Below are 22,242 nucleotides of genomic sequence, written 5' to 3' on the forward strand. Positions count from 1 at the left end.
TCGGTAATTACACTTCGGGGAGATCGTTCAAATTGAAATATTTAATCATCCTTGTGGGCCTTGTGGTCATCTACCTACTTGCCTATGTTGCAAGCAACGGGCGTAACCGGATTCGTTACCGACCTTTACTTGTGATGATTGTATTGCAGATCATCCTCGCATTTCTATTGTTAAATACTGAAATCGGGGAATGGGTCATCCGTGGATTTGCCTCTGTCTTCGTTCAATTGCTCGCTTATGCGGGTGAAGGCATTAATTTCGTTTTTGGCGGTTTGGCCAATGAAGGACAAGCTCCGTTCTTTCTGTCGGTTCTTTTGCCAATTGTCTTCATCTCGGCGTTGATTGGAATTCTACAATATATCAGAATTTTGCCGATCATCATCAGTATCATTGGATTGGTATTGAGCAAGGTTAACGGAATGGGCAGGTTGGAATCTTATAACGCTGTTGCTTCCGCGGTTCTTGGGCAATCCGAGGTATTCATCTCAGTCAAAAAGCAAATTGGTCTCATGCCGAAGCATAGGATGTACACCTTATGCGCGTCCGCGATGTCTACGGTTTCAATGTCCATTGTCGGTGCCTATATGACGATGATTGATCCGAAGTATGTCGTTACGGCATTAGTACTGAATTTATTCGGTGGCTTTATTATTGCTTCCATCATTAACCCCTATGTTGTATCCAAAGAAGAGGATCTCCTGGAAGTTAAAGAAGAAGAAAAACAATCTTTTTTTGAAATGCTGGGCGAGTATATTTTAGACGGGTTTAAGGTAGCTATCGTTGTAGCAGCGATGCTAATCGGATTTGTAGCTCTGATTTCCATGATTAATGGTATCTTCAACAGCATCTTCGGGATATCGTTTCAGCAGATTCTGGGTTATGTTTTCGCTCCGTTCGCGTTTGTCATCGGCGTGCCTTGGGGAGAGGCCGTCGAAGCAGGAAGCATCATGGCGACCAAGCTGGTATCGAATGAATTTGTGGCCATGTTGGAACTGGGACAGCATACCGGTTTGTCGAACAGAACCGTGGGTATTGTATCTGTATTCCTGGTATCCTTCGCCAATTTCTCTTCGATCGGTATTATCGCCGGCGCTGTCAAAGGATTGCATGAACAACAGGGAAATGTCGTTGCCCGCTTTGGTCTGAAATTATTGTACGGAGCTACCTTGGTAAGCTTCCTGTCCGCTGCGATTGCCGGTTTGTTTCTATAAAGTGCAACCATAATACTGACTAACCTACGCTGTTGCGTAGGTTTTTTGTTTGTCAATGAAACCCAGTTCATGAGTGCATCGTAGTAGTGAAGGGAAGAGAAGGGAGAGACTACAATGATCGATTTAAGCAGACCCACCCCGCCAAAGCGTTCGGAGTTTCAATGGTCGCCAAGAAAGACGAAAGCACTCATAGGCAGTGTGCTAACAGCCGTTGTGATTGGGGTTGGTTTCTCAACATTTTACACGGTTCAAGAACAAGAACATGCCGCCATTCTAACGTTCGGTAAGTTTACTCATCGCGTGGAGCAGGCGGGGTTACATTTCAAAATGCCTTATCCGTTTCAGGAAGTTGTCAAGCTGCCTGCGGTAAAAACACAGCGTATCACCATTGGTTATCGAGATGAGAAAGGGACCGTTGTTGCAGTGGATGAAGAAGCACTGATGATTACCGGCGATGAGAATATCGTTTCTGCAGATGCTGTTGTGGAATGGAACATCAGTAACATTGAACAGTATCTGTATAATATTGACGAACCTGAAGACTTCCTGCGTAACTCGGCCATTGCCGCGATACGATCCGTCATGGGTACCAACAAGCTGGATTACGCCATAACGGAAGGTAAGACTGTCATACAGGGAAAAGTGAAGGAGAAACTGATTGAACTTCAAACCTTGTATGCCACCGGAATTCACATTCAAGATGTGAAATTCCAGGACATTGAACCTCCGGGGGGCGAAGTGGCCAACGCTTTTCGTGAAGTAACCAACGCCCGTGAGCAGAAAAATACAAAGATTAATAACGCGGCTAAATACGAGAATGATCGGATTCCCAAAGCCCGAGGTGAAGCTGAAGCGTTGAGACAAAATGCGGAAGGGGAGAAGCAATCACGTATTTTGAATGCTCAAGGTGACGTTGCTAAATTTAATGCGATCTACACGGAATATGTAAAGAACCCGGCCGTTACCAAAGATCGTCTGGTTATTGAGACTTTGGAGAAAATTCTTCCTAAAGCCAAGATTTTCATTTCGGATTCTTCCAGTGAAACCGTCAAGTATCTGCCCATTAACGAACTGTTAAGAAGCGGTAACTCCCCTGCACCAAGCTCACCCAACAGTTCAAATGTGGAAGGAGGAACGAAATGAGAAAGAGATGGATTATCATTGGCATTAGCTTCGTAGCCGCAATTATTATCATCAGCGGTTCACTGTTCATTGTGCGTGAAGGGGAATACAAGGTGGTTATGAAATTCGGTGAAGCCGTAAGGTATATGGAGCAACCTGGGATTAAGATGAAAATCCCTTTTGTAGAGACCGTGACCTATCTTCCTAAACATCAGATGATTTATGACAGTAAGCCGACCCCAATCCTGACTAAAGACAAGAAACCGATCGTAGTAGATAATTATACCGTGTGGCGTATTAACGACCCCCAGAAGTTTCTGCGGAAGTTTCAATCCGTTGCCTACAGTCAAGAACGGATTGATGCTGCCGTATACAGTACCGTACGAAGGAAACTATCTGAAATCGAGTATGGGAATATCATCAGCGAGAATACGTCCCGTGGAGATTTGACCACTCAGATTACCAATGAAGTACGTGAGGGTATGGAACAGAACGGCATTGAAATCGTAGATGTACGCATTAAACGCACCGATTTACCTGAAGAAAATAAACAAAGCGTATATTCCAGGATGGTGTCCGACCGTCAAGCCATAGCCGCCCGTTACTTGTCCGAAGGAGATGAAGAGTCCCGAAAGATCACATCCAAAGCGGATCGGGCAGCAACGGAGCTGATCGCCCAGGCGCAGGCCGACGCGAAAAAAATACTCGCGGACGGAGAACAACAGGCCGCTAAGATATATAATGACGCGTATGGGAAGAATCCCGCATTTTATAAGATGTATCGTACGCTGGATAGTTACATTACAACCTTCCAAGGCGAGCCTGTCATTATGTTGCCTATTGATTCGGAATACACCAAGCTTATAGTTGGTCAGTAAATCGTTGCTTATGGGTTGGGATGGTCCTTAGGATCATCCCTTTGTTGTGTTAAAATGGATCGAAGAAAGGTGGTCCTTATCGATGAATTGGACAGACTATACGAATTATGTGGAATTGGTTCCGCCTGCAGACTTCGACTTGAAGGAGTGCTTGGTCTTTCTGGGCAGATCCGAACAAGAAATACTCCATCGTGTTGATGGCTCTTATCTATATAAGCTCATTCAAGTGGATTCAGAAAAGTTGCTGCTACGCCTCGGGGCTACAACCGAAGGTTTACTGCGAATTGAGCTCCCTCATGGGTCAACCACCGCGATACAGCGAAACTATGCCGCAGACTACATATGGAATATGCTTGATTTGGGCAGAAATTTGAAGCCCTTTTACATGATGGCGGAGCATGATCCGATTCTTTGTACATTGATTTCCAAGTATTATGGTTTAAGGCTCATCGGAATTCCCGATCTGTTCGAAGCTTTAACTTGGGCGATTACGGGGCAACAGATCCTTTTGTCATTTGCATATACATTAAAGAAACGCCTGGTGGAGACGTACGGAGAGAGCATCCGACACGAGGGAAAAGAATATTGGCTTTATTCTTCATGTGAAAGGATCGCCGCTTTGGAAACAGCTGACTTAAAAGCTTTGCAGTTCACAAACCAGAAAGCGGACTATATAATAGGGATTGCGCGTGCGATGGCGTCAGGAGATTTAGACAAGGATAAGTTGCTTCGTATGCAAGATTCGGTTGAAATGAGGAATGCATTGTTAAATCTTCGGGGAATAGGGGCTTGGACCGCGGATTATGTACTTATGAAATGTTTGAAAGTGATGAGCGCCATACCGATGGCGGATGTAGGATTACATAACGCGCTAAAATTACAACTGGGTTGGGAACGAAAGCCTACGCTTGAAGAGATTGCGACGTTTAAGAAGGGATGGACCGATTGGGAGGCCTACGCCACCTTTTATCTATGGAGATCCTTGTATAAATAAAGGATTATCATCCAACGGTGCTGAATGCATAAGGAACGATTACAGCTTGAAAAGGGAGCGTGGTCTCTATCAATCCATGGTTAGACGCTCGTCACTATGAGAAATTTCAAGCTTATAGTTTATCGCATGGCGTGTTTTTAGTTGTGATGGTTATCGCCATATTCATCCTGTTTCAAAGCAGGAACTGGTTAAAACAAGGGAATCACAGGCGAAACGGCAGATATGTTATTGCATGTATTCTTATAGTTTGTGAAAGTTCACTAAACGTATGGTACATAACAGAAGGAACCTACCGGCTGCGAAGTACATTGCCTTTAGAACTGTGCAGCATCTCTCTGTATCTATGTGTTCTAATGTTATTTACCAAGAGCAGGACCATCTTTCAGATTGTCTATTTCACAGGACTTGGGGGCGCGCTTCAAGCCTTATTAACACCCGCGCTTGCCTACGCGTATCCGAATTATCGGTTTATGGAATTTTTTATTGCGCATATCGCGATTATTCTTGCTGTTTTATATATGGTATGGGTTGAAGGGTACAGGCCGAAGCTATTCTCGGTGGCTTTGGCCATGATTTTTCTAAACGTATTGCTGGTCGTTGTTGGATTCATGAATAGGATTACCGGCGGCAATTATATGTTTATCGCCCGAAAGCCTGAAACCGCTTCACTTCTGGATGTACTCGGGCCTTATCCATGGTATCTTCTCTCATTGGAAGGAGTCGCGCTTTTGATGTTTCTGTTGTTGTATTTGCCATTTTCCTTTGGTAATCGGCGTGCTGCAAGCGGTACGCTTCAACGTTAATGCAAGAAGGAAAGCCGGTCAATTGACCGGCCTGGATGTCCTTAGGATTCTTCGTCGCGTGATGCGTTTCTGGAGGATTCATTCTGCTTGAATACCTCAGCCGCTTCCTCAGCGGAAAATTCAGTATCCTCTTGCCCAGGGACAGGCAATTTGTTTAGTTCAGTGGTTTGTACGTCCGCTTTCGTGTTTTCATTGTTATGGGTAGTCATAACCACACCTCCAAGTTATCTTATAGCACAAATGTTAATGTGCTTAGACTTGACCAAAATTATACATTCGATAGAGTGGGGATGTTATATTGATGCTGATGAATGAAAAGATTAAAGCAAGCGAAGTGGTGTTAACCGGATTGCAAGGCGAAGATTTAGGTATGATTCGTACTACAGAAGCATTGGCCATTGCGAAACAGAATAAAGCCGATCTGGTGTGCACATCCATGATGAGTTTTCCTCCTCCCTGTCGGTTAATGCCCAGAGGCTCTGCCAAGGAAGAGGCGCAGCAGGCAAAGAAACGACAAGGCGAGCCTAAGCTGAAAGAAATCAGGTTATCGCCGAATATTGAAGATCATGATCTGGAAACGAAGAGAGAGCAAGCGGAACGAATACTACGTTCAGGCGATGCCGTTCAATTGGTTGTTAAGCTGCAGGGGAAAGAGGGACAGAAGGGAAAGGAACTTCTGGAGATACTTATTAAGGATTTGAGAACGGCAGGGAAGCCGAAGTCAGGCATCCAGCTCAGCGGAAAACAAGCCGTCGTTCAGCTTGATCCGATGTAACACAGAACCCAGAGGCCTAGGTAGGGCCTCTGGGTTGTGCTTTAAACATAATATCGAGCGAATAGTAAAGCCACAACAAAGAGGAAACTTATAACAAGCGCTCCACCGTTTAAGGTCCTGTTGAAATACAATTTGGGATGAGACATCCGGATAGATCGATTCGCATTTTTTAATTCCAGAGCCAGAATGAAATCTTCTACGGTTTGGAACATGGAGATCAATAATGGGATAATGAACGCCGGAAGGTCTCTTAAATGAATGTTACCTTGTTTCACAGACCGCTTACCGCGGGCTTTGGTAATCATCGCAAATTTGAGCGTTTCTTCAAGAATGAGCGGTATAAACCTTAGAATAAGCGAAGCGGTTAAAGCTATGGACTCCACGGGAATATGAATTTTTTGAAGCGGAAGAAGCACGCTTTCCAAGCTCCTTCTCATATCCGTGGTGCTCGTTGATAAGGTAAACACCATGCCAAGAATCGTCAGGAGGAAGAAGCAAACCATTCTCATCAGAGTTTGGACGGCAGGGCCCATGGCGAAACCGACTCTGTTCAGCCAATGCATCTCGGATTCTGTGTCCAATTGTATGCCCGATATAACAACCGTGATGGCCATGAAGATCAGTAACGGCTTGATGATACGAAGCAGCTTTTGTTGATCCTGATTCATTAGCAGCATGCAGCTAATGAAAGTAAAACCCAAACTTAAGCCAATACCTACCCAATTGTTCTGTAGCACAACCGCTATGGATATGATGATATACAGCAGCCACTTCAGTTTAGTATCGAGATGATAGAGCGGACTGGTTTGTGGTGAAGTATTGTCTGAGGATGATAGGTGTTCGTGTATAGGTTGATCCGCAATAGCATTATTCTGTGCTTCCTGAGCTTGGAAGACTTCCTTTAAATCAGGCTTCATGCGGATATGATGCGAAATGATCTCAGCGAGCTCGTCAGGTGTGTGAATCTTATTGTTCATAGGAATTCCCGCTTGTTGCAGTCCAAGGATACATTCCATAGCAGGCGGTAGCCCGATACCGGATTCATCTAATAGCTGTCGATTAGACATAAGCTCTTCAGGTGTCAAATTAGCCTTGATCGTTCCTTGATCCATGATGATTACCCGATCAGCAATGGGCAGGAACATGTCGATGTCATGGGTGGCGAGTAACATTCCATATTGTTGCTTCCACTCCAAGAGCTCTTCCAATAACCGTTTCGCGGAAGCCCCATCCAGACCAGCCGAAGGCTCGTCCAGAAACAACCATGGCGTTTCTGCCGCCATAATGGTCGCTAAGGCCACTCTGCGCTTCTGCCCGCCGCTAAGTCTAAAAGGGGAGTGTGCTAACAGTGACATATCAAGTCGTTGACCACCCATGGCTCTTGTAATTCTTGGGAGATGTTCACTTTTGGGCAGACGGTATGGCCGTAAAGAATATATAAACTCTTCGTGTAAGGACCGAGCGAATAATTGATGCTCCGGGAATTGAAACGCAATCGAGTGGGACAGCAGCAGAGAGCGATTTACACGTCCGCGTCGCCATAAAGGTGTATCGTTATAGCTAACGTTACCTTCTCCAAGTTCCTTCAGCCCGGAAATCACCTGCAACAAAGTAGATTTACCGGATCCCGTTTTCCCGATGAGCAGGGTGAGCGAACGTTCTTCCATGCCGAAATGAATATTATGTAATATTGGGCGGTTCTTCAGATCCCCGCTATAAACGGACACACCTTCCACGGTTATAGGCATAATTTAATCACAGCCTGACTCAGTTGTTGCGCATTTAACGGTAGGGAAGGGAGGACATGTCCGAGCTTTTGCAAAGCGCGGGCCGTTTGTACAACAAACGGGGGGGCGAAGCCCCACCGTTCACATGGAGTAACCTCGTCGGAATTCAGTTGACCATAGAAAAATTCCTCGATGCTCCCGTCAAAGACAATCATGCCTTGATCCAGAACCAATACACGATTGGCAAAGCTCAATTCTTCCATGCGATGGGTAACCCATACAAGGGTGCTTCCTTGGCTGTGTAGTGTAGCTGCTGAATGCATCACAAGACCTCGGGATTGCGGATCCAACATGGATGTAGCCTCATCAAATAGGAGCAGCTTTGCTCTTGCGCTCATACAAGAAGCAACATTCAGCAACTGCTTCTGACCGCCGGATAGCGTTGCAATTCGTGTGTCAAGCGGTAATGGTAACCCTACTTCATCCATAATGTTGGTAAGGATAGATTCATAGTTTATATCATTGGGATCCGGTAGATTCATCCGCAGTTCTTCGCCAATCGTTTCGCCCAAAATTTGAGTTTCCGGATTTTGCAACAGGATGTGAACCGGATATTCAGGATTCAAAGTCCTTTGACCTTCTGTAATCGGACAAACGCCGGCTATAACTTTACTCAACGTGCTTTTGCCGGAACCGTTGTTGCCTATGATTGCTGTCCATGAGCCGTGAACAAGCTCCAGCGATAGATTGCGGATCGCCGTATGCTCAGATATGGCGTCAATATAAGTGACCGTTACGTTATCTATGTGAAGTACGGTTGAAATATTTGCAGACATGACTCTATCATTTCCTTTATGTGCATGCTATAATGCGAATTGTTAACCTCGTAGACACATTATAGGTTAACAATAAACTAAATTAAATGTATCACAGGAAGGGGATGTTTTCAATTGTCTAGAAGTTTTACGTTGAGAGGATTGGCTTACAGCGCGTTATTTGCAGCGCTGGTTGTCGTGTTCGGTTTTGTTAGTATTCCACTAGGATTTACACCTGTGCCGATTACGTTACAAACGCTGGCAGTCATGCTGGCCGGAGGATTATTAGGGGCTCGTTACGGATTCTTCAGTTTAATGATGGTTGTTGTCTTAGTTGCACTAGGTTTTCCGTTACTTAAAGGTGATGGAGGAATTGATAAACTTCTCGGCCCTACTGGCGGGTATGTGGTGATGTGGCCGGTTGCCGCACTAATCATTGGCTGGTTAGTGAGCAAAGTGCGAAGTAATGACTGGAAGGGATACATACTGGTATTTTTAATTATGGAATGCTTTGGATCTTTGCTTTTGTATGTTACAGGTGTGCCTTGGTTGGCATATGCGGCGGCTTTGCCAATGGAGAAAGCTCTAGCTGGCGGTTTCTATCCATTTATTCTTGGCGATGCCATTAAGGCTGTAGCGGCTACGATCATTACCATAACCGTTAGACAGCTATTCCCACAAACACGTTTAACAGGAACGAGCTACTATGGCGTGAAGCAAGCTGTCACGAAATAAAAGATTCATATAAATAACCAGGTGTGAAGTGCACCTGGTTATTTATATTATGAACCAGTAGAGACATAATGACGCACACCGAATCGCCAAACGAGCAGGCAGGGTAGCAGGAATAAGAATCCCGCCAAAGGAGAGATCACATGCCAAATGGTATGATTCGATATTTTGCCCAGAATAAACAGTAAAGGTACATAATTTACACAACCAAACGGGATGACGTACGTGAAAAATCTAGCAACCCACTTGTGGTAAATGTTCAGCGGATATTGCGCCATTTCACGGCCGCCGTCTGTGAAGATATTAGCCACTTCAATTCCTTGAATGGTCCAAAAGCATAGCGTTGCGGCAAGGATGTATATGCCTGTAAATATTATAGTTCCGCTGGCAATCATCATGAACAATACGAAACCTTTTAACAAAGTCCACTCCAGGGTAAGCTGACTGATTGCCCAAACCAGAACCAATAAGCTTTGAATAAGTCTCCCGATCCGCGTGAATTCAAACTTCGAACCCATCACTTGTAACACCGTACTTCGCGGTCGGACAAGCAGTCGATCGAATTCTCCGCTTATGATCAACCCGGAAAACGCATCAAAACCTCTGGCGAAACACTCACTGATGGCGAAAGCCATGTGAATGATGCTGAAACAGAGAGCCACCTCAAAGAAACTCCATCCTTTAATTTCTCCGAAACGCTCAAACATCAAGTATACACCCGCGAACACCGTAAACGGGATGAAAAATTGACCGAAAGAGAGCAGCCAGAATGAAGTTCGGTATTGCATCTGTGATTTAAATAAGATAAGCAAATATTTGAAATACAGACTCACCGTTTAACCTCCTTGAACAACAACATGACGAAGCGATCTGCTCATCGTGAACTTACCCGTAATTACAAGTCCGATTAGCCAAACGAACTGGAATCCGAGCCCTTTGACAGCCTCATCCTGTGGGATATGACCTGTATACACTCGAAACGGAAAGTCCGCGGTATAGTGAAAAGGAAATATCTTTACAATATCCTGGAGCCAGCCCGGCATGAGGGGAACAGGAATAATCATCCCGGCCAAGAATTCTCCCAACACGCCAAACAGAAGTAAAGACCCCGTCGGGGAAAGTGTTATGAATACGGAAATATAGATGAGCATGGAGATGGAAACCACCAGGAGTAAGCCAAGGCTTAAACTGATGATAAAGAGAAGAACTGTAGGAATGTCCGCCGGCCAATTCAATCTATAGGGATCAGGTAAAACGGAAGCTACAATAAGAATGGGAAGACTGCGAAGAATAGCGCTTGCTAACCGTTGTGCCAATAGTTTGGCATACCATAAACCATAGATTTCGGCAGGTCTGCATAACTCATACGCAATGTTGCCGGTGGTGATGAGCCCAAACAATTCCTGATCTCTGAACCAGAGCATAATAAACGATAGAAAAGCCTGTTGAAGCCATACATAGGTAATCATCTGTGAAAGCTCGATCGGTTGACCTTGTACACTGCTGTTGTAAAAGGCTTCGAAAATCATAATAATCATAAAACCCCAGAAAAATTGGGTTGACACGCCCGCAAGCGCAGCTACGCGATATTGCATACCATTCAGTAAACTAAGTTTGAATACGGAGAAGTAGGCCCTGCTCATAATTGATATTCCTTATACAACTGAAGAATGAGCTCTTCAACAGGCTGCCCGTCAATAGAAATATCCGTAATTTCAAGTTGATCCGAAAGCTTGCTGAGTACATCGGAAACGTGTTGTGTAGGTACTTGTAGAACCGTGCGCCGGGATGAGGAAGTAATGGACGTAGCAGATGGAATTTGTAACGTTATGTTGCATTCCTGGTGATCGACTGTAATAGTCTTAGCGGGGCTGTATGACTGGCGTAGGGATTGAAGATTGCCGTCATACAAGAGACGTCCCTTGCCGATCAGGATGATACGGTGCGCCAAGGCTTCAATGTCATTCATATCATGCGTTGTAAGGATGACGGTAATGCCTTTCTCTTGGTTGATGGTTTGGATAAACTGCCTGACCGCAATTTTGGATACGGCATCTAATCCAATGGTAGGTTCATCCAGGAAAAGAACTTGTGGAGAATGGAGCAGAGACGCGGCAATTTCGCATCGCATCCGTTGACCCAAACTCAATTGCCTTACCGGTGTTTGAAGCAGTTCCGCTAAATTCAGTGTTTCGGTTAGTAAGGAAAGATTACGTTTGTACTCCTCCGATGGAATGCTGTAGATGTCCCTTAACAGTTCAAATGAATCCAATACCGGAACGTCCCACCATAATTGGGAGCGTTGTCCGAATACGACGCCGATTCTGCTCACATAGCGAACACGGTCCCGCCAGGGGGTATAACCCAGGATGGAACAGGTTCCTTCGTCGGGTACGAGAATTCCGCTTAGCATCTTGATCGTCGTTGACTTACCTGCGCCGTTGGGACCGATATAACCCACGATTTCACCGGGTTCAATATCGAATGAAACTTGATCCAGCGCCTGAACCGTTGTATACTCCCGATGAATCAGAGCTTTTGCCGCTTCCATGAAACCCGATGAACGTTTGGCGACTTTGTATGTTTTGGACAAGCCATTTACGTGGATCATGAACCGAATTCCTCCTTTAACCAGAAATATGAGCAGGAAGAAGATATTACCATTTGGTATAAAGTGAGGTCAACTATTATTTAATTCAAGAGAGAGAAGGGATCCATGTATGATTTCCTTAGTAAACAATCGTGTTACCCTGTTCCAAAGCTCGCTATTCCAGACAACGTCTACGGTGGTTGAGTTAGAGGTAGGCATATTGATTGTAGATCCGACCTGGCTGCCTCATGAAATTCATCTAATACAACAACACGTGGAGAAGGTCAGGGGAAACAAGCCCATTTACTTACTGTTTACGCACGGCGATTATGATCATATTATCGGATACCGTGCCTTTCCGGGTGCGATCACGATCGGTAGCCTATTGTTGCATCACCATCCCAGAAAGGAACATAAACTAAACTTAATTCAAGAATTCGATGATACCTATTACATTAAACGAAATTATGAAATTGCGTTTCCTGAGCTCGACATTGTCATTCATGAGGACGGACAGAAGTTCCGGATCGGAGAGGAGCAGCTGACATTTTATAAAGCGCCCGGCCATACGGAAGACGGTTTGTTTACGGTAGTCGAGTCATTGGGAATTCTCATTGCAGGCGATTATCTGTCTGATTTTGAATTGCCGTTCATATACGATAGCACTATTGCCTACGAAGAAACGTTACATAAAGCTCGACGAATTCTAAATCAATATGAAATTCAATTATTAATTCCGGGACATGGAAAGTACACGACGGAACGACCCGAGATGGAAAGAAGGGTTGGAGTTTCCTTGAGCTATATTGAGCGTCTGCGCGAAGCTGTATCATCGGGCGATGAAGTACGATTAAAGGCATTGCAAGAAGAGCATCCTTTCCCTTCCTCAACCATGGAAGATAATCATAAGGATAATGTGCGTATTGTCCAAAGAGATCTAGGTCTTTAGTATCTAGGTACAAAGAACTTGTAAAATAGATGAATACAAAAACCTTATTTTAAATTATGCAGTCATTACGTTGAATTTGAATCATTAATGTCATTAATGAAATGTCATAAACCAGTGACAACCATAATGACTATCGACAAAATAATGTGCACACCCGTGAACAAGATTAGTTCCTCAGGTTGAAGAGACCTCTTGGATATATATGTATAATCTAAGCAGTGTCGAAGAACAGGGGGAACCGCAGTGAATCATTTGTTTGAGAAAGATGTACTGATCGTGAACCAAGAAGCTGTGAATCCAAGAGCATTAACACCGATAAAGCCGGTGCAACAGCAATCGAAGATTTCACCGCCTGCAGAATTGGAAGGAACCGTTACTCCCAAGGATACAGAATTAGCGGTAGCGTATGTGGAGCAGGCCTTTCAAATTCAATTAGAAAGGCTGCAAATCATCGTGGATGCCTCATTATTAGCGGTTGAGCAAGTACAGGACAAGCGCATTGAAGTACTGGAGCAGGGGAAGAACGTCACCGTGGAAGACGTCATCTTTGACTTACTGTCCGTGTATTTGTGGGAAGTCGGTATATTAGGGCATGTGTTAACGCCATTAATTAAAGAAGTGACAAGTGTCATCTGCGCCAAGTCCTTGGCCATGCAAGCGGTTTATGACCGAATTCCCAAGACAGATTATGGCGCTCAAATCATCGGGATGGGAAGGTCCGAGAAGGAAGGTAAAGAAATCATCCGCACGATTATCCAGGATCACGTCCGTAATCCTAAACAATTCACAAGCGAACAGTATGCCATGTTTACGAAATCGGTAACGGATCTGATCAGTAAAGCGCCGGATCAAGCAGCGGCCAAAGTGAAAAGTACGATTAAAAATTGGAAATCTCTTGCGGATAAAGTAAAGACGACCGCATTGAAAACCACGGACACTCCGAATGTCGCCCTGTTGAAAGCGGCGCAATCCTACGCGAGCAGGAACCGTACGGCTTTACATATGCAGAAGTCGAACACAATCGCCTTTATCCGTTCTAATCCGCGCATGAGCAAGAAGGAATTAAAGGAATTCGTCCGTGTTTTTGCCTGGGAAGAAATACCGGATGTCCAATTTATACGCGATCAATATCAGATGGCGCTGGAGATCGTAGTTTGGGCTCAATTGTATCGCTTTAAGGCGAATGATCCTTCCTCGCCGGAGGTCCTATTGAATAGCGGTAAATTCAGAGGAATTAACGATAAAATCGTTGATTATTGGATTATTCGCTTCCGAAGTGTGCTCGAATCTTATGAGAAAGTAAGCAAAGAACCTTGGGATACAATGCCAAGAGGAATCAAATGCAAAAAAATTAAAGCCTATTTCGAAGATATTTCCAAAAAGCTGGATGAAGTCTCCAATAAAGTAAAGCAGCCGATCAACAAAGTGTTCGTTGTTATTCCAAGCGCAGAGGAAGAATAAATTTCAAGCTAGTCAACCGGCTTGATGACATATAAGCCTTCGCCTTGTTTCCATTCGGCATAGGGGATGGATGAAGGAGCGGAGTAACCGAGACTGCTTAATTCCTGCAGTAACCATTCTTTCGTTTTGCCGATCTTCGCAAGTTCTTCTTTATTGATCTCACCGTCCTCGATGAGACTGTAAGCGATATGGGTTTCCTGCTCAGGCAAATTTAAGTCTGAGCGGGTTACGCCATCATAGAACGACTTTTTCAGCACACTTAAATTTCCGTTCGTCTCCAATACCGCATATGCCACCTCACGAATCGAAAATATATCCTTCTGACGAAGCAGCATTTGCAGTTGTTCAAAATCCATTTTGTTATGATGCATTTGCTTAAGATTAATTCGGCCGTCCTCAATAATGATGTCCGGGCTACCGTCCAACGGTTTTCGCAATCGCTTCACCCTAAACGTTAGGATTTCCAGCGCATAACTGAGCAAACCCCAAAAAGCGATCGCATAAAGCAAATGGGAGAAATGGATTTCCTTGTCGTATATTGTATTTCCTACAAGTTCACTAAGCAATAAAGAAGAGATGAAATCGAAAGGCGTCAGCTGTGAAATTTCCTTCTTTCCCAAAATCCTTGTCGTAAGCCATAAGCCCGCAAACCCGGTAACCAATTTAAGGGTTATATAAGTATAATCCATTCTAAACACCTCTTCGCGGCTTAAATTAGCATCATTTCCCGAATATCCTCTTCTGTCAGCGTCATATCTGTGTTCGTGTTCCGACCGGAATCCACAATCGTTTCCATGAGTGACTTCTTCCGTTGTTGTAGCTCATACATCTTATCTTCTATTGTGCCTTGAGCAAGCAAGCGAATAACATGAACAACCTTCTGCTGTCCCATGCGGTGCGCGCGGTCCGTCGCTTGTTGTTCAACAGCGGGATTCCACCAGAGATCGTATAGAATGACGGTGTCCGCACCCGTCAAATTCAGTCCGGTACCGCCTGCCTTAAGCGAAACAAGAAAAACATCGCGCTCGCCCTCATTGAATAGTTCACAATAGCGCATGCGTGTGGCCGCAGGGGTCTCACCATCCAGGTAGAAATGAGAAATGCCTTGCTCACTTAACTGACGGCGCATCAGAGTCAGCATCTGTGTGAATTGTGAGAATACGAGGACCCGTTTCTCGGCGTTTCGGCAATCCTCCATCAAGGCGGCCCATTGTTCAAACTTGGCGGAGCTGCCGGTATACCCTTCCACAAATAAAGAGGGGTGACAGCAAAGCTGTCTGAGCCGCGTAATCCCAGCCAAAATCTTGATCCGATTTTTTTTAAAGCCTTCGTCATTCAGATGTTTTACCGTTTCTTGCTTCAGTTTCGCCAAATAAGCGATATATAATTTCTTCTGTTCAGGCAGCAACTCGGATGCTTGAGTCGTTTCAATCTTGTCCGGTAATTCCTGCAACACTTCGGATTTCAACCGGCGAAGCATGAAAGGACGTACTTGTCTGATCACTTGCTCTTGAGTTAATTCACGGAATGATTGCCGGTCGGGAAGTAAGCCGGGAAACACGATATTGTAAATAGACCAGAGATCTTCCAAGCGGTTTTCCACGGGTGTTCCTGTCAGAGCAAACCGGTGACGGGCCTTAAGCTTCTTCACGGATTGAGCTGTCTGCGTGAAGTGGTTCTTGAAATATTGCGCCTCGTCCAAAAACAGGGTATGAAAATTGATATTCACATACGAATTCACATCTCTACGTAACAGAGGATAGGACGTCACAATCACATCCACCCGGGACAATTCTTGTAGCTGCCGATGTCTTTCCAACTTACTCCCCAGGGCAATAAGGACTTTAATCTGCGGAGCAAACTTGTTGAATTCGTTAAGCCAATTGTAAAGCAGAGAAGAGGGGCAGACGATGAGGACGGGCCGTTGCAGGTCACGGATTTCCTGCAGTACGGACTGGATATAGGCGATGCTCATCAACGATTTACCCAGTCCCATGTCATCCGCCAGAATGCCGCCGAATCCGTACCTGGCAAGTGTCTTCAACCATTGAAAACCGTAGCTTTGATAATCCCTCAGCACATGGGTAAGATTCTCAGGCAACGGATGATCCAGATGATCGGGGTTTCTTAAATGTTCCAGTAATCTCCGCAAGGGCTTGCTTAGGGAAATGGAGGGTCCCAGGTCCTGCTGATTAATGGAAGGGAGTCCGCGAGTCAAAGGAATCTGAATGCGGTTGCTCTCCAAATCCGCGGGGTTGATATCCACTTTGTTCATGAAATCCATAATCCGTTGAAAGCTTGCATCTTCCAGAGAGAGCAGACTTCCGTTAGCCAAGCGATGATATTTGCGTTTCTCCTTTAAAGCCGTAATGAGCGTACGAATGTCTTCTTCCGGAATTCCGTTCATCTGAAATTTAAATTCCAACCAATCGGTTCTCTCGTCAAAAGTAAGATGTATTTTGGGTATGATATGGGATTTGAACAGCTTTGCCTTAACAGCGGATGTAGCATAGACCTGCACATATGGACTGAGCTTGGGAACGGTATGATACAGAAAGTGATACTCGGCATCCTCATCTGTCATAAAGAAGCCGCTTTCTGTCCGGGTGAATGCCGCTCCTTCAATCATTTCCATAATAAGTTGTTCCGTCTCCCCGTCGCGTAGAAGTATGCGTTCAGGATGGTTGGAACGATTGGTCTCTTCCATGGGATTAATCAGAATATCTCCGTAATGAAACTCTAAACCGGCAAGAAGCCGATCCTTCACCCGATCCAGATACAATTTGGCTTGCAACTGGTTCCGTTCCAATCTTCGCGATACGCTCTCTTCAATCAATACATTCCCTAGCTTCATTAATCCGGGAACGACCTTATCGATAAACGGCTCCATCTGTTCATGAGGAATGACCACATGTTGTTGTCCCGAGCGATTCAGCATTTGCTTGAAAGCTGTTAGACGGGAAACAGACTCATCTCCTAACCGCCATAGCTTACCGTCGGTAACGACCAAAGCATAAGATTCCATAACAGTGATCCGTTCCATTCCTGACACATTTAATCGATAAACTCCATCATCGGTCTGGGCTATGTTAAATTGCAAAGGAAGGGGATCAGCGGAAATGGAAATACCGTCGGTATTTCGTCCCTCATGCTCCAACCTCACATGTGGCGCACGTAACAGTAATGTATGAACTCTATCCCAAAGTGGCGGTGGGACGGGAAGCCAGCGTAAAGAATCCTTCTTCTCATGAGTACGTAAGGTTTCCGAGGACCGGCGGTGAACCGTTTCACTTCGGCAAATCTGAATCAACAGCTGAATGGCCGCCTCATCCGTGGCATCCATACTGTGCATCTCCGGATCATAAGTGAAAGATTTTGAGATTAGAATCGTTTTTTGCAGGCTAAGTTGACTTAAATAATCCCTGATATCCGGCACGGCATATAAACGTTGTGTTCCTATTTTTAAAGCGATACACATCATGACAGGACCTGATCCGATACCAATCGGTTTACAGCTGAATTCCACTTGAAGCTTCTCCCGAGTATCAAACATAGAACGGGTAGCCAAAGACCCAGCGGAACGGCCCGTGAACAGCTTGAGCACTTCATTGGATAATTCCGATTCATAGGCAGGAGCATCCTTCTTGGCTTTGGAAGATGGATTTGTCATGTTGTCTTGTTGCTGAAAGTAAATCGACAGAAGCACACCCGCAATATGCGAGCAATATTTGTCGAAGGATGACAAGGTAGGGCAACTGCAAGAAGCCACAAGTTCATTTTGATGGTTGACGTGAACGGACACCTGCTCAAAGTTGCCGCTGCTTTGGACAGAGCCTTGACATTCCAGAGGATCTAAATCTAAATGTTGGATGGTTACTTTTCCAGATCGAAATAGTGCCGTGCCCGTGCGATATGCAATTTGTCCGCAATGATTTTGGATATCTTTTAGCCTAAGAGTATAGCTCATAACTGATCCTTCCTTTAACAAATGACTCATGAACCGTTTATACTGATCCTCCTATCATAACAGACTCTGTTGCACATCAAAAACGACGCATTTACACATGACATGGTTTAGTTTTTAATAGTAGATAAGATAGTTGTGGGAGAGGATGAGGCACATGATTCATTTTGAAAAAATACATCACGTAAGCTTAGCGGTCAGGGATCTGGAAAAGGCGCGAGTTTTCTATAGTGAGCTCCTGGGGCTTCGGGAAATTCAGCGTCCGGCGTTTAATTCCAGAGGAATCTGGTACGCCATCGGGAATCAGCAACTTCATTTGCTGGAACATGCCAACGGAGAAACACTGCGATTTGGTGCGATCGACACGGTAGACGGTCATTGCGCTTTCTGGGTCAGCAGTTACAAAGATACAGTTGCCTGGTTAGAGCAGGCGGGAATACCTTTTGAGGCCAGACCGCAAAGCATTGCTGGATTTACCCAAATTTATGTTCTGGACCCGGATCACAATATTCTCGAATTTGATGCGCCCTATGAATCTAAATGAGATAGCATCCAATCATAGGGAGAACCCTTTTCATAGAATACATAAGCACATTCCAGTGTCGATTGTTGCTGGTTAACCTTATGAAAAGGGGTTGTTCGAGATGGCGTGTAACGCGCAGGCTTTGGGGGGATGCTCGCATGCGGAGGGGCTTAACACAACGGCCGCAGGCACCGCTTCGCATGCGGAAGGCTATTTGACGCTAGCGACGGGTGATGCCGCTCATGTGGAAGGAGGAGGCTCCCTAGCGACGGGTTTGTATTCGCATGCGGAAGGCTTCAGCACCTCAGCGACCAATGTAGGCTCACATGCGGAGGGGTATCTGACGCAAGCATCGGGTCCCGCCTCGCATGCGGAAGGCGGAGGCTCCGTGGCAAGCGGGCTTTACGCCCATGCGGAAGGGCAAGGGACATCCGCCTTGGCGATCAATGCCCATGCGGAAGGGGAATTTACCATCGCCAGCGGAGTAAATTCGCATGCGGAAGGGTTTGAATCCCTCGCCTCCGGGCAGGGTTCTCACGCCGAGGGTGAGCAGAATACGGCCAGCGGAAGGGCTTCGCATGCGGAAGGCAGCTTAAACCTGGCATCGGGCCTCTTTGCTCACGCGGAAGGTCAACGCACTGTGGCATCGGGCGATTTGTCCCACGCGCAAGGCAACCAGACGACGGCTAGCGGGTTGGCCGCCCATGCCGAAGGCGCCTTGACCACGGCAACGGAGATCGCTTCCCATGCCGAGGGAGTGAATACGGTAGCGAATGCGTTGTTATCGCACACGGAGGGGCAAGGGACATCTGCGAACGGTTTGGAAGGCGCGCACATCATGGGCAGATTCGGCGCGGCGAATGAACTGGAATATTCCTGGTATCTCGCGAACGGAACCAGTGATGTAACACCGGGACTTGCCGCCAAAATACTGAGCAACGGTGACGTGAAAATCGACGGAACGGTTAGCAGTCCCGCGGCGGATTACGCCGAAATGTTCGAGACGCTGGACGGGCTGCCGCTTGAACCGGGGTACTTTGTGGCTCTCGAACAAGATAAGGTTCGGACCGCGACCGAGTCTGATCGGTTTGTCATTGGTGTGACCAGCGCCAAACCCGCATTCCTTTCGGACAGCGCGGCATTAAGGTGGCATCACAAATTCATGACAGATGAATGGGGCAGAATCCAATATGAGACGGTAAAAGTGCCTGCCATTATGGATGAAGCCTGTAATTCCGTTGTACCTGAGCGAACGCTTCGTCAGCCCGTGCTTAACCCGGATTGGGATGCTTCGCTGGACTATATTCCTCGGAGCCAAAGACCGGAATGGGTTGCTGTCGGGATGATTGGAAAGCTTCTTGTGCGTGATGACGGAACTTCTCAGCCTGGCGGGCTATGCATTCCCAATCATCTGGGCGTTGCTACAGCCTCAGATCAAGGTTTCCTTGTTCTTAAACGGACTTTGCCTCATCAGATTCTCATACTGGTAGGCAGAACATACTCCTGAACTACTTAATTAGTCTATCTAAAGACCGTGCGTTGAAAGATGCACGGTTTTGTTTTGACTTAGGTCATAGATGTGGTCTATATCTAATGTGAATTCTATTGATTACTTGTATGGAAGACATTCGTATTATAGTGGAGTTAATAACTAAAACAGAGAGAGGACTTGAACATGCCTACAACACAAACCATTGAACAACTAGCGATTGATACGATCAGGACGTTATCGATTGATTCCATTAACAGCGCGAATTCCGGTCACCCGGGGCTTCCGATGGGAGCGGCTCCAATGGCTTACACGCTCTGGTCCCAGTTTTTAAATCATAATCCTGCTCACGCCGGGTGGTTTAACCGTGACCGGTTTGTTCTCTCCGCGGGTCATGGATCTGCACTGCTTTACAGCCTCTTGCACTTGTCCGGCTATCAAGTAACGCTGGATGATTTGAAGCAGTTCCGCAAGCTGAACAGCAAGACGCCGGGTCATCCCGAATACGGTCATACCGATGGTGTGGACGCCACAACCGGGCCGCTGGGGCAAGGGTTAGCGATGGCCGTCGGGATGGCTATGGCCGAAGCTCATCTTGGCGCCAAGTTCAACAAAGACAAGTTTCCCGTGGTGGATCATTACACTTATGCGCTTGTGGGAGACGGCTGTCTGATGGAAGGTATTTCCTACGAGGCCATGTCGATGGCTGGTCATATGAAGTTGGGCAAGTTAATCGTCTTGTATGATTCCAATGAGATCTCCTTGGACGGTGAGCTGCATCTTTCCTTTGGTGAGCATATTCAAAAAAGAGCCGAATCCGCGAATTGGGAGTATATCCGGGTTGAAGACGGCAATGATCTTCCCGGCATTGCCGAAGCGATTGCGTCTGCCCGGCAGAATCATTCACAACCTACGCTGATCGAGGTTCGAACGATTATCGGTTACGGCAGCAAGGCGGCGGGAACGAATAAGGTGCACGGTAACCCGCTTGGTCTGGAAGAGGCGAAGGCGACTAAGGCCGTCTATGGTTGGCATCATGAAGAAGAGTTCACCGTTCCGGAAGAGGTCAAAGCTCATTATGAGCAGTTAAAGCTTAAAGGCGCGGGCAAAGAAGATGAATGGAATCAACTTATGGCCGCTTACTCAGCTCAGTATCCGTCACAAGGTAAAGAACTCGCGCAAGTGATTGACGGATCTGTGTCGTTGGAAACAGCGGATATTCTGACATTTGACACGTCCAAATCCGTTTCGACCCGTGTCGCGAGCGGTGAGTCCATTAATCATTACGTTGGAATCGTTCCGTCAATCTTCGGTGGCAGCGCGGACTTGTCGCATTCGACGATGACAAACATTAAGGGCGAACAATCTTTCGCTATAGAATCCTACGCGGGACGTAATATTTATTTCGGTGTCCGAGAGCATGCGATGGGAGCGGCAGGGAACGGTATGGCGTTACATGGGGGCGTTAAACCATTCGTCAGCACATTCTTCGTTTTCAGCGACTATTTGCGCCCGTCGATCCGACTGGCGGCATTGCAACAGCTGCCTGTCATTTATGTCTTCACCCATGACTCCATTGCTGTGGGGGAAGATGGTCCTACGCATGAGCCTGTCGAGCATCTGGCAGCATTGCGCACAATCCCGGGTCTAACCGTCATCAGACCGACGGACGCCAATGAAACAGCAAGCGCCTGGGCGTACGCCCTGCAACAACAGGAGGGACCTGTTGCTCTTATTCTGAGCAGACAGAATCTTCCGGTGTATGAAACAACCAAGGCTAATGTGGCAGGAGTGATGAAAGGAGCGTATATTCTTACGGAAACGAACCCTGAGCCGGATGTAATCCTCATCGCCACAGGGTCGGAAGTATCTCTTGCGGTGAATGCGAAGATTGAGCTTGAACGGGATGGTATATCGGTGCGTGTTGTCGCGATGCCTTGCCGAGAGTTGTTCGACCGTCAAACCGAGGCGTACAAACAAAGCGTGCTTCCTGATCGCGTCGGTAACAGGGTAACGATAGAAGCCGGCATCGGGCTCGGATGGGAACGTTATGCCGGGCCGATAGGGAAAGTGTTGTCCATCGATACGTTCGGGGCTTCAGGTCCGGGGCCGCAGGTTATGGAACACTTTGGATTCTCAACGGAAAACGTGGTACGTCTGACGAAAGCAATGCTGAAGAAATCATCTAACCTATAAACGGAGGTAATAA

At 46.2% G+C, this 22,242-nt stretch carries 20 protein-coding genes; 12 read left to right on the plus strand and 8 right to left on the minus strand.

All coding sequences use genetic code 11. From position 1 onward, the window contains the following. The first annotated feature begins 32 nt into the window (after positions 1-32). The 5 genes from SY83_RS16895 to SY83_RS16915 all read left to right on the plus strand — a co-directional run bounded on the left by SY83_RS16895 (position 33) and on the right by SY83_RS16915 (position 5,008). Positions 33-1,211: a NupC/NupG family nucleoside CNT transporter gene (locus SY83_RS16895; protein WP_068608630.1), complete on the plus strand. Its 1,179-nt coding sequence runs from the start codon at positions 33-35 to the stop codon at positions 1,209-1,211. Positions 1,212-1,325: 114 nt separating this feature from the next. After that, positions 1,326-2,354 (plus strand): FtsH protease activity modulator HflK, encoded by a 1,029-nt coding sequence (gene hflK / locus SY83_RS16900; protein WP_082882588.1) that lies wholly within the window; start codon positions 1,326-1,328, stop codon positions 2,352-2,354. Further along, a complete protein-coding gene (gene hflC, locus SY83_RS16905; protein WP_068608632.1) occupies positions 2,351-3,211 on the plus strand; it encodes a protease modulator HflC in 861 nt (286 codons plus the stop codon). Before hflK ends, hflC begins: the two co-directional genes overlap by 4 nt. An 82-nt stretch (positions 3,212-3,293) precedes the next feature. Further along, entirely contained in the window at positions 3,294-4,205 is a 912-nt protein-coding gene (locus SY83_RS16910) for a DNA-3-methyladenine glycosylase family protein (RefSeq protein ID WP_068608634.1), read from the plus strand. A gap of 146 nt (positions 4,206-4,351) precedes the next feature. Next, a complete protein-coding gene (locus SY83_RS16915) occupies positions 4,352-5,008 on the plus strand; it encodes a YwaF family protein (protein WP_082882777.1) in 657 nt (218 codons plus the stop codon). A gap of 41 nt (positions 5,009-5,049) precedes the next feature. Here SY83_RS16915 and SY83_RS23350 read toward each other — a convergent pair whose 3' ends face one another. After that, positions 5,050-5,217: a hypothetical protein gene (locus SY83_RS23350; RefSeq protein WP_197479881.1), complete on the minus strand. Its 168-nt coding sequence runs from the start codon at positions 5,215-5,217 to the stop codon at positions 5,050-5,052. Between the two features lie 92 nt (positions 5,218-5,309). On the opposite strand from SY83_RS23350, the gene infC reads away from it, so the two are divergent. Then, the gene (infC, locus tag SY83_RS16920; RefSeq protein WP_068608636.1) at positions 5,310-5,783 is read left to right on the plus strand and encodes a translation initiation factor IF-3; all 474 of its coding nucleotides are present in this window, start codon (positions 5,310-5,312) and stop codon (positions 5,781-5,783) included. Between the two features lie 41 nt (positions 5,784-5,824). On the opposite strand, the gene SY83_RS16925 is transcribed toward infC, so the two are convergent. Both SY83_RS16925 and SY83_RS16930 read right to left on the minus strand, forming a co-directional pair. Further along, positions 5,825-7,531, minus strand: coding sequence for an ATP-binding cassette domain-containing protein (locus SY83_RS16925; protein WP_068608638.1), 1,707 nt, complete (start codon positions 7,529-7,531; stop codon positions 5,825-5,827). Continuing rightward, a complete protein-coding gene (locus SY83_RS16930; protein ID WP_068608640.1) occupies positions 7,522-8,346 on the minus strand; it encodes an energy-coupling factor ABC transporter ATP-binding protein in 825 nt (274 codons plus the stop codon). The genes SY83_RS16925 and SY83_RS16930 overlap by 10 nt, the downstream gene beginning before the upstream one ends. 114 nt (positions 8,347-8,460) lie before the next feature. On the opposite strand from SY83_RS16930, the gene SY83_RS16935 reads away from it, so the two are divergent. After that, positions 8,461-9,060, plus strand: a complete 600-nt coding sequence (locus SY83_RS16935) for a biotin transporter BioY (protein WP_068608641.1) — start codon at positions 8,461-8,463, stop codon at positions 9,058-9,060. Between the two features lie 47 nt (positions 9,061-9,107). Here the strand turns inward: SY83_RS16935 and SY83_RS16940 are convergent, their stop codons facing one another. The 3 genes from SY83_RS16940 to SY83_RS16950 are packed head-to-tail and all read right to left on the minus strand — an operon-like array spanning position 9,108 to position 11,668. Beyond that, positions 9,108-9,890, minus strand: coding sequence for an ABC transporter permease (locus SY83_RS16940; RefSeq protein ID WP_197479882.1), 783 nt, complete (start codon positions 9,888-9,890; stop codon positions 9,108-9,110). Between the two features lie 3 nt (positions 9,891-9,893). Then, the gene (locus SY83_RS16945) at positions 9,894-10,700 is read right to left on the minus strand and encodes an ABC transporter permease (protein ID WP_068608643.1); all 807 of its coding nucleotides are present in this window, start codon (positions 10,698-10,700) and stop codon (positions 9,894-9,896) included. Next, positions 10,697-11,668, minus strand: a complete 972-nt coding sequence (locus SY83_RS16950) for an ABC transporter ATP-binding protein (RefSeq protein ID WP_068608645.1) — start codon at positions 11,666-11,668, stop codon at positions 10,697-10,699. The genes SY83_RS16945 and SY83_RS16950 overlap by 4 nt, the downstream gene beginning before the upstream one ends. 109 nt (positions 11,669-11,777) lie before the next feature. Here SY83_RS16950 and SY83_RS16955 point away from each other — a divergent pair, with 109 nt between their 5' ends. Continuing rightward, on the plus strand, positions 11,778-12,596 hold the full coding sequence (locus SY83_RS16955) for an MBL fold metallo-hydrolase (RefSeq protein WP_068608647.1): 819 nt from the start codon (positions 11,778-11,780) through the stop codon (positions 12,594-12,596). Between the two features lie 243 nt (positions 12,597-12,839). After that, entirely contained in the window at positions 12,840-14,057 is a 1,218-nt protein-coding gene (locus SY83_RS16960; RefSeq protein ID WP_068608649.1) for a hypothetical protein, read from the plus strand. An 8-nt stretch (positions 14,058-14,065) separates the two neighbouring features. On the opposite strand, the gene SY83_RS16965 is transcribed toward SY83_RS16960, so the two are convergent. Further along, positions 14,066-14,746, minus strand: a complete 681-nt coding sequence (locus tag SY83_RS16965; protein ID WP_068608651.1) for a DUF421 domain-containing protein — start codon at positions 14,744-14,746, stop codon at positions 14,066-14,068. A gap of 20 nt (positions 14,747-14,766) precedes the next feature. Further along, the gene (locus SY83_RS16970; RefSeq protein ID WP_068608653.1) at positions 14,767-18,024 is read right to left on the minus strand and encodes a DEAD/DEAH box helicase; all 3,258 of its coding nucleotides are present in this window, start codon (positions 18,022-18,024) and stop codon (positions 14,767-14,769) included. 154 nt (positions 18,025-18,178) lie between these two features. On the opposite strand from SY83_RS16970, the gene SY83_RS16975 reads away from it, so the two are divergent. The 3 genes from SY83_RS16975 (at position 18,179) to tkt (ending at position 22,229) form a co-directional block, all read left to right on the plus strand. Beyond that, positions 18,179-18,565, plus strand: coding sequence for a VOC family protein (locus tag SY83_RS16975; RefSeq protein WP_068608655.1), 387 nt, complete (start codon positions 18,179-18,181; stop codon positions 18,563-18,565). A 100-nt stretch (positions 18,566-18,665) separates the two neighbouring features. Next, positions 18,666-20,051: a peptidase G2 autoproteolytic cleavage domain-containing protein gene (locus SY83_RS16980; RefSeq protein ID WP_068608657.1), complete on the plus strand. Its 1,386-nt coding sequence runs from the start codon at positions 18,666-18,668 to the stop codon at positions 20,049-20,051. Between the two features lie 168 nt (positions 20,052-20,219). Next, the gene (gene tkt, locus SY83_RS16985; protein WP_068608659.1) at positions 20,220-22,229 is read left to right on the plus strand and encodes a transketolase; all 2,010 of its coding nucleotides are present in this window, start codon (positions 20,220-20,222) and stop codon (positions 22,227-22,229) included. Positions 22,230-22,242 lie beyond the last annotated feature (13 nt).

This window comes from Paenibacillus swuensis (assembly GCF_001644605.1).
Lineage (GTDB): Bacteria > Bacillota > Bacilli > Paenibacillales > DY6 > Paenibacillus_N > Paenibacillus_N swuensis.

Coding starts and splice junctions, on each gene's coding strand:
- SY83_RS16955 (WP_068608647.1), top strand. CDS start 11,778: ATGATTTCCTTAGTAAACAATCGTGTTACCCTGTTCCAAAGCTCGCTA.
- SY83_RS16925 (WP_068608638.1), bottom strand. CDS start 7,531: ATGCCTATAACCGTGGAAGGTGTGTCCGTTTATAGCGGGGATCTGAAG.
- SY83_RS16965 (WP_068608651.1), bottom strand. CDS start 14,746: ATGGATTATACTTATATAACCCTTAAATTGGTTACCGGGTTTGCGGGC.
- SY83_RS16930 (WP_068608640.1), bottom strand. CDS start 8,346: ATGTCTGCAAATATTTCAACCGTACTTCACATAGATAACGTAACGGTC.
- tkt (WP_068608659.1), top strand. CDS start 20,220: ATGCCTACAACACAAACCATTGAACAACTAGCGATTGATACGATCAGG.
- SY83_RS16945 (WP_068608643.1), bottom strand. CDS start 10,700: ATGAGCAGGGCCTACTTCTCCGTATTCAAACTTAGTTTACTGAATGGT.
- SY83_RS16910 (WP_068608634.1), top strand. CDS start 3,294: ATGAATTGGACAGACTATACGAATTATGTGGAATTGGTTCCGCCTGCA.
- SY83_RS23350 (WP_197479881.1), bottom strand. CDS start 5,217: ATGACTACCCATAACAATGAAAACACGAAAGCGGACGTACAAACCACT.
- infC (WP_068608636.1), top strand. CDS start 5,310: ATGCTGATGAATGAAAAGATTAAAGCAAGCGAAGTGGTGTTAACCGGA.
- SY83_RS16950 (WP_068608645.1), bottom strand. CDS start 11,668: ATGATCCACGTAAATGGCTTGTCCAAAACATACAAAGTCGCCAAACGT.
- SY83_RS16970 (WP_068608653.1), bottom strand. CDS start 18,024: ATGAGCTATACTCTTAGGCTAAAAGATATCCAAAATCATTGCGGACAA.
- hflC (WP_068608632.1), top strand. CDS start 2,351: ATGAGAAAGAGATGGATTATCATTGGCATTAGCTTCGTAGCCGCAATT.
- hflK (WP_082882588.1), top strand. CDS start 1,326: ATGATCGATTTAAGCAGACCCACCCCGCCAAAGCGTTCGGAGTTTCAA.
- SY83_RS16915 (WP_082882777.1), top strand. CDS start 4,352: ATGGTTATCGCCATATTCATCCTGTTTCAAAGCAGGAACTGGTTAAAA.
- SY83_RS16975 (WP_068608655.1), top strand. CDS start 18,179: ATGATTCATTTTGAAAAAATACATCACGTAAGCTTAGCGGTCAGGGAT.
- SY83_RS16980 (WP_068608657.1), top strand. CDS start 18,666: ATGGCGTGTAACGCGCAGGCTTTGGGGGGATGCTCGCATGCGGAGGGG.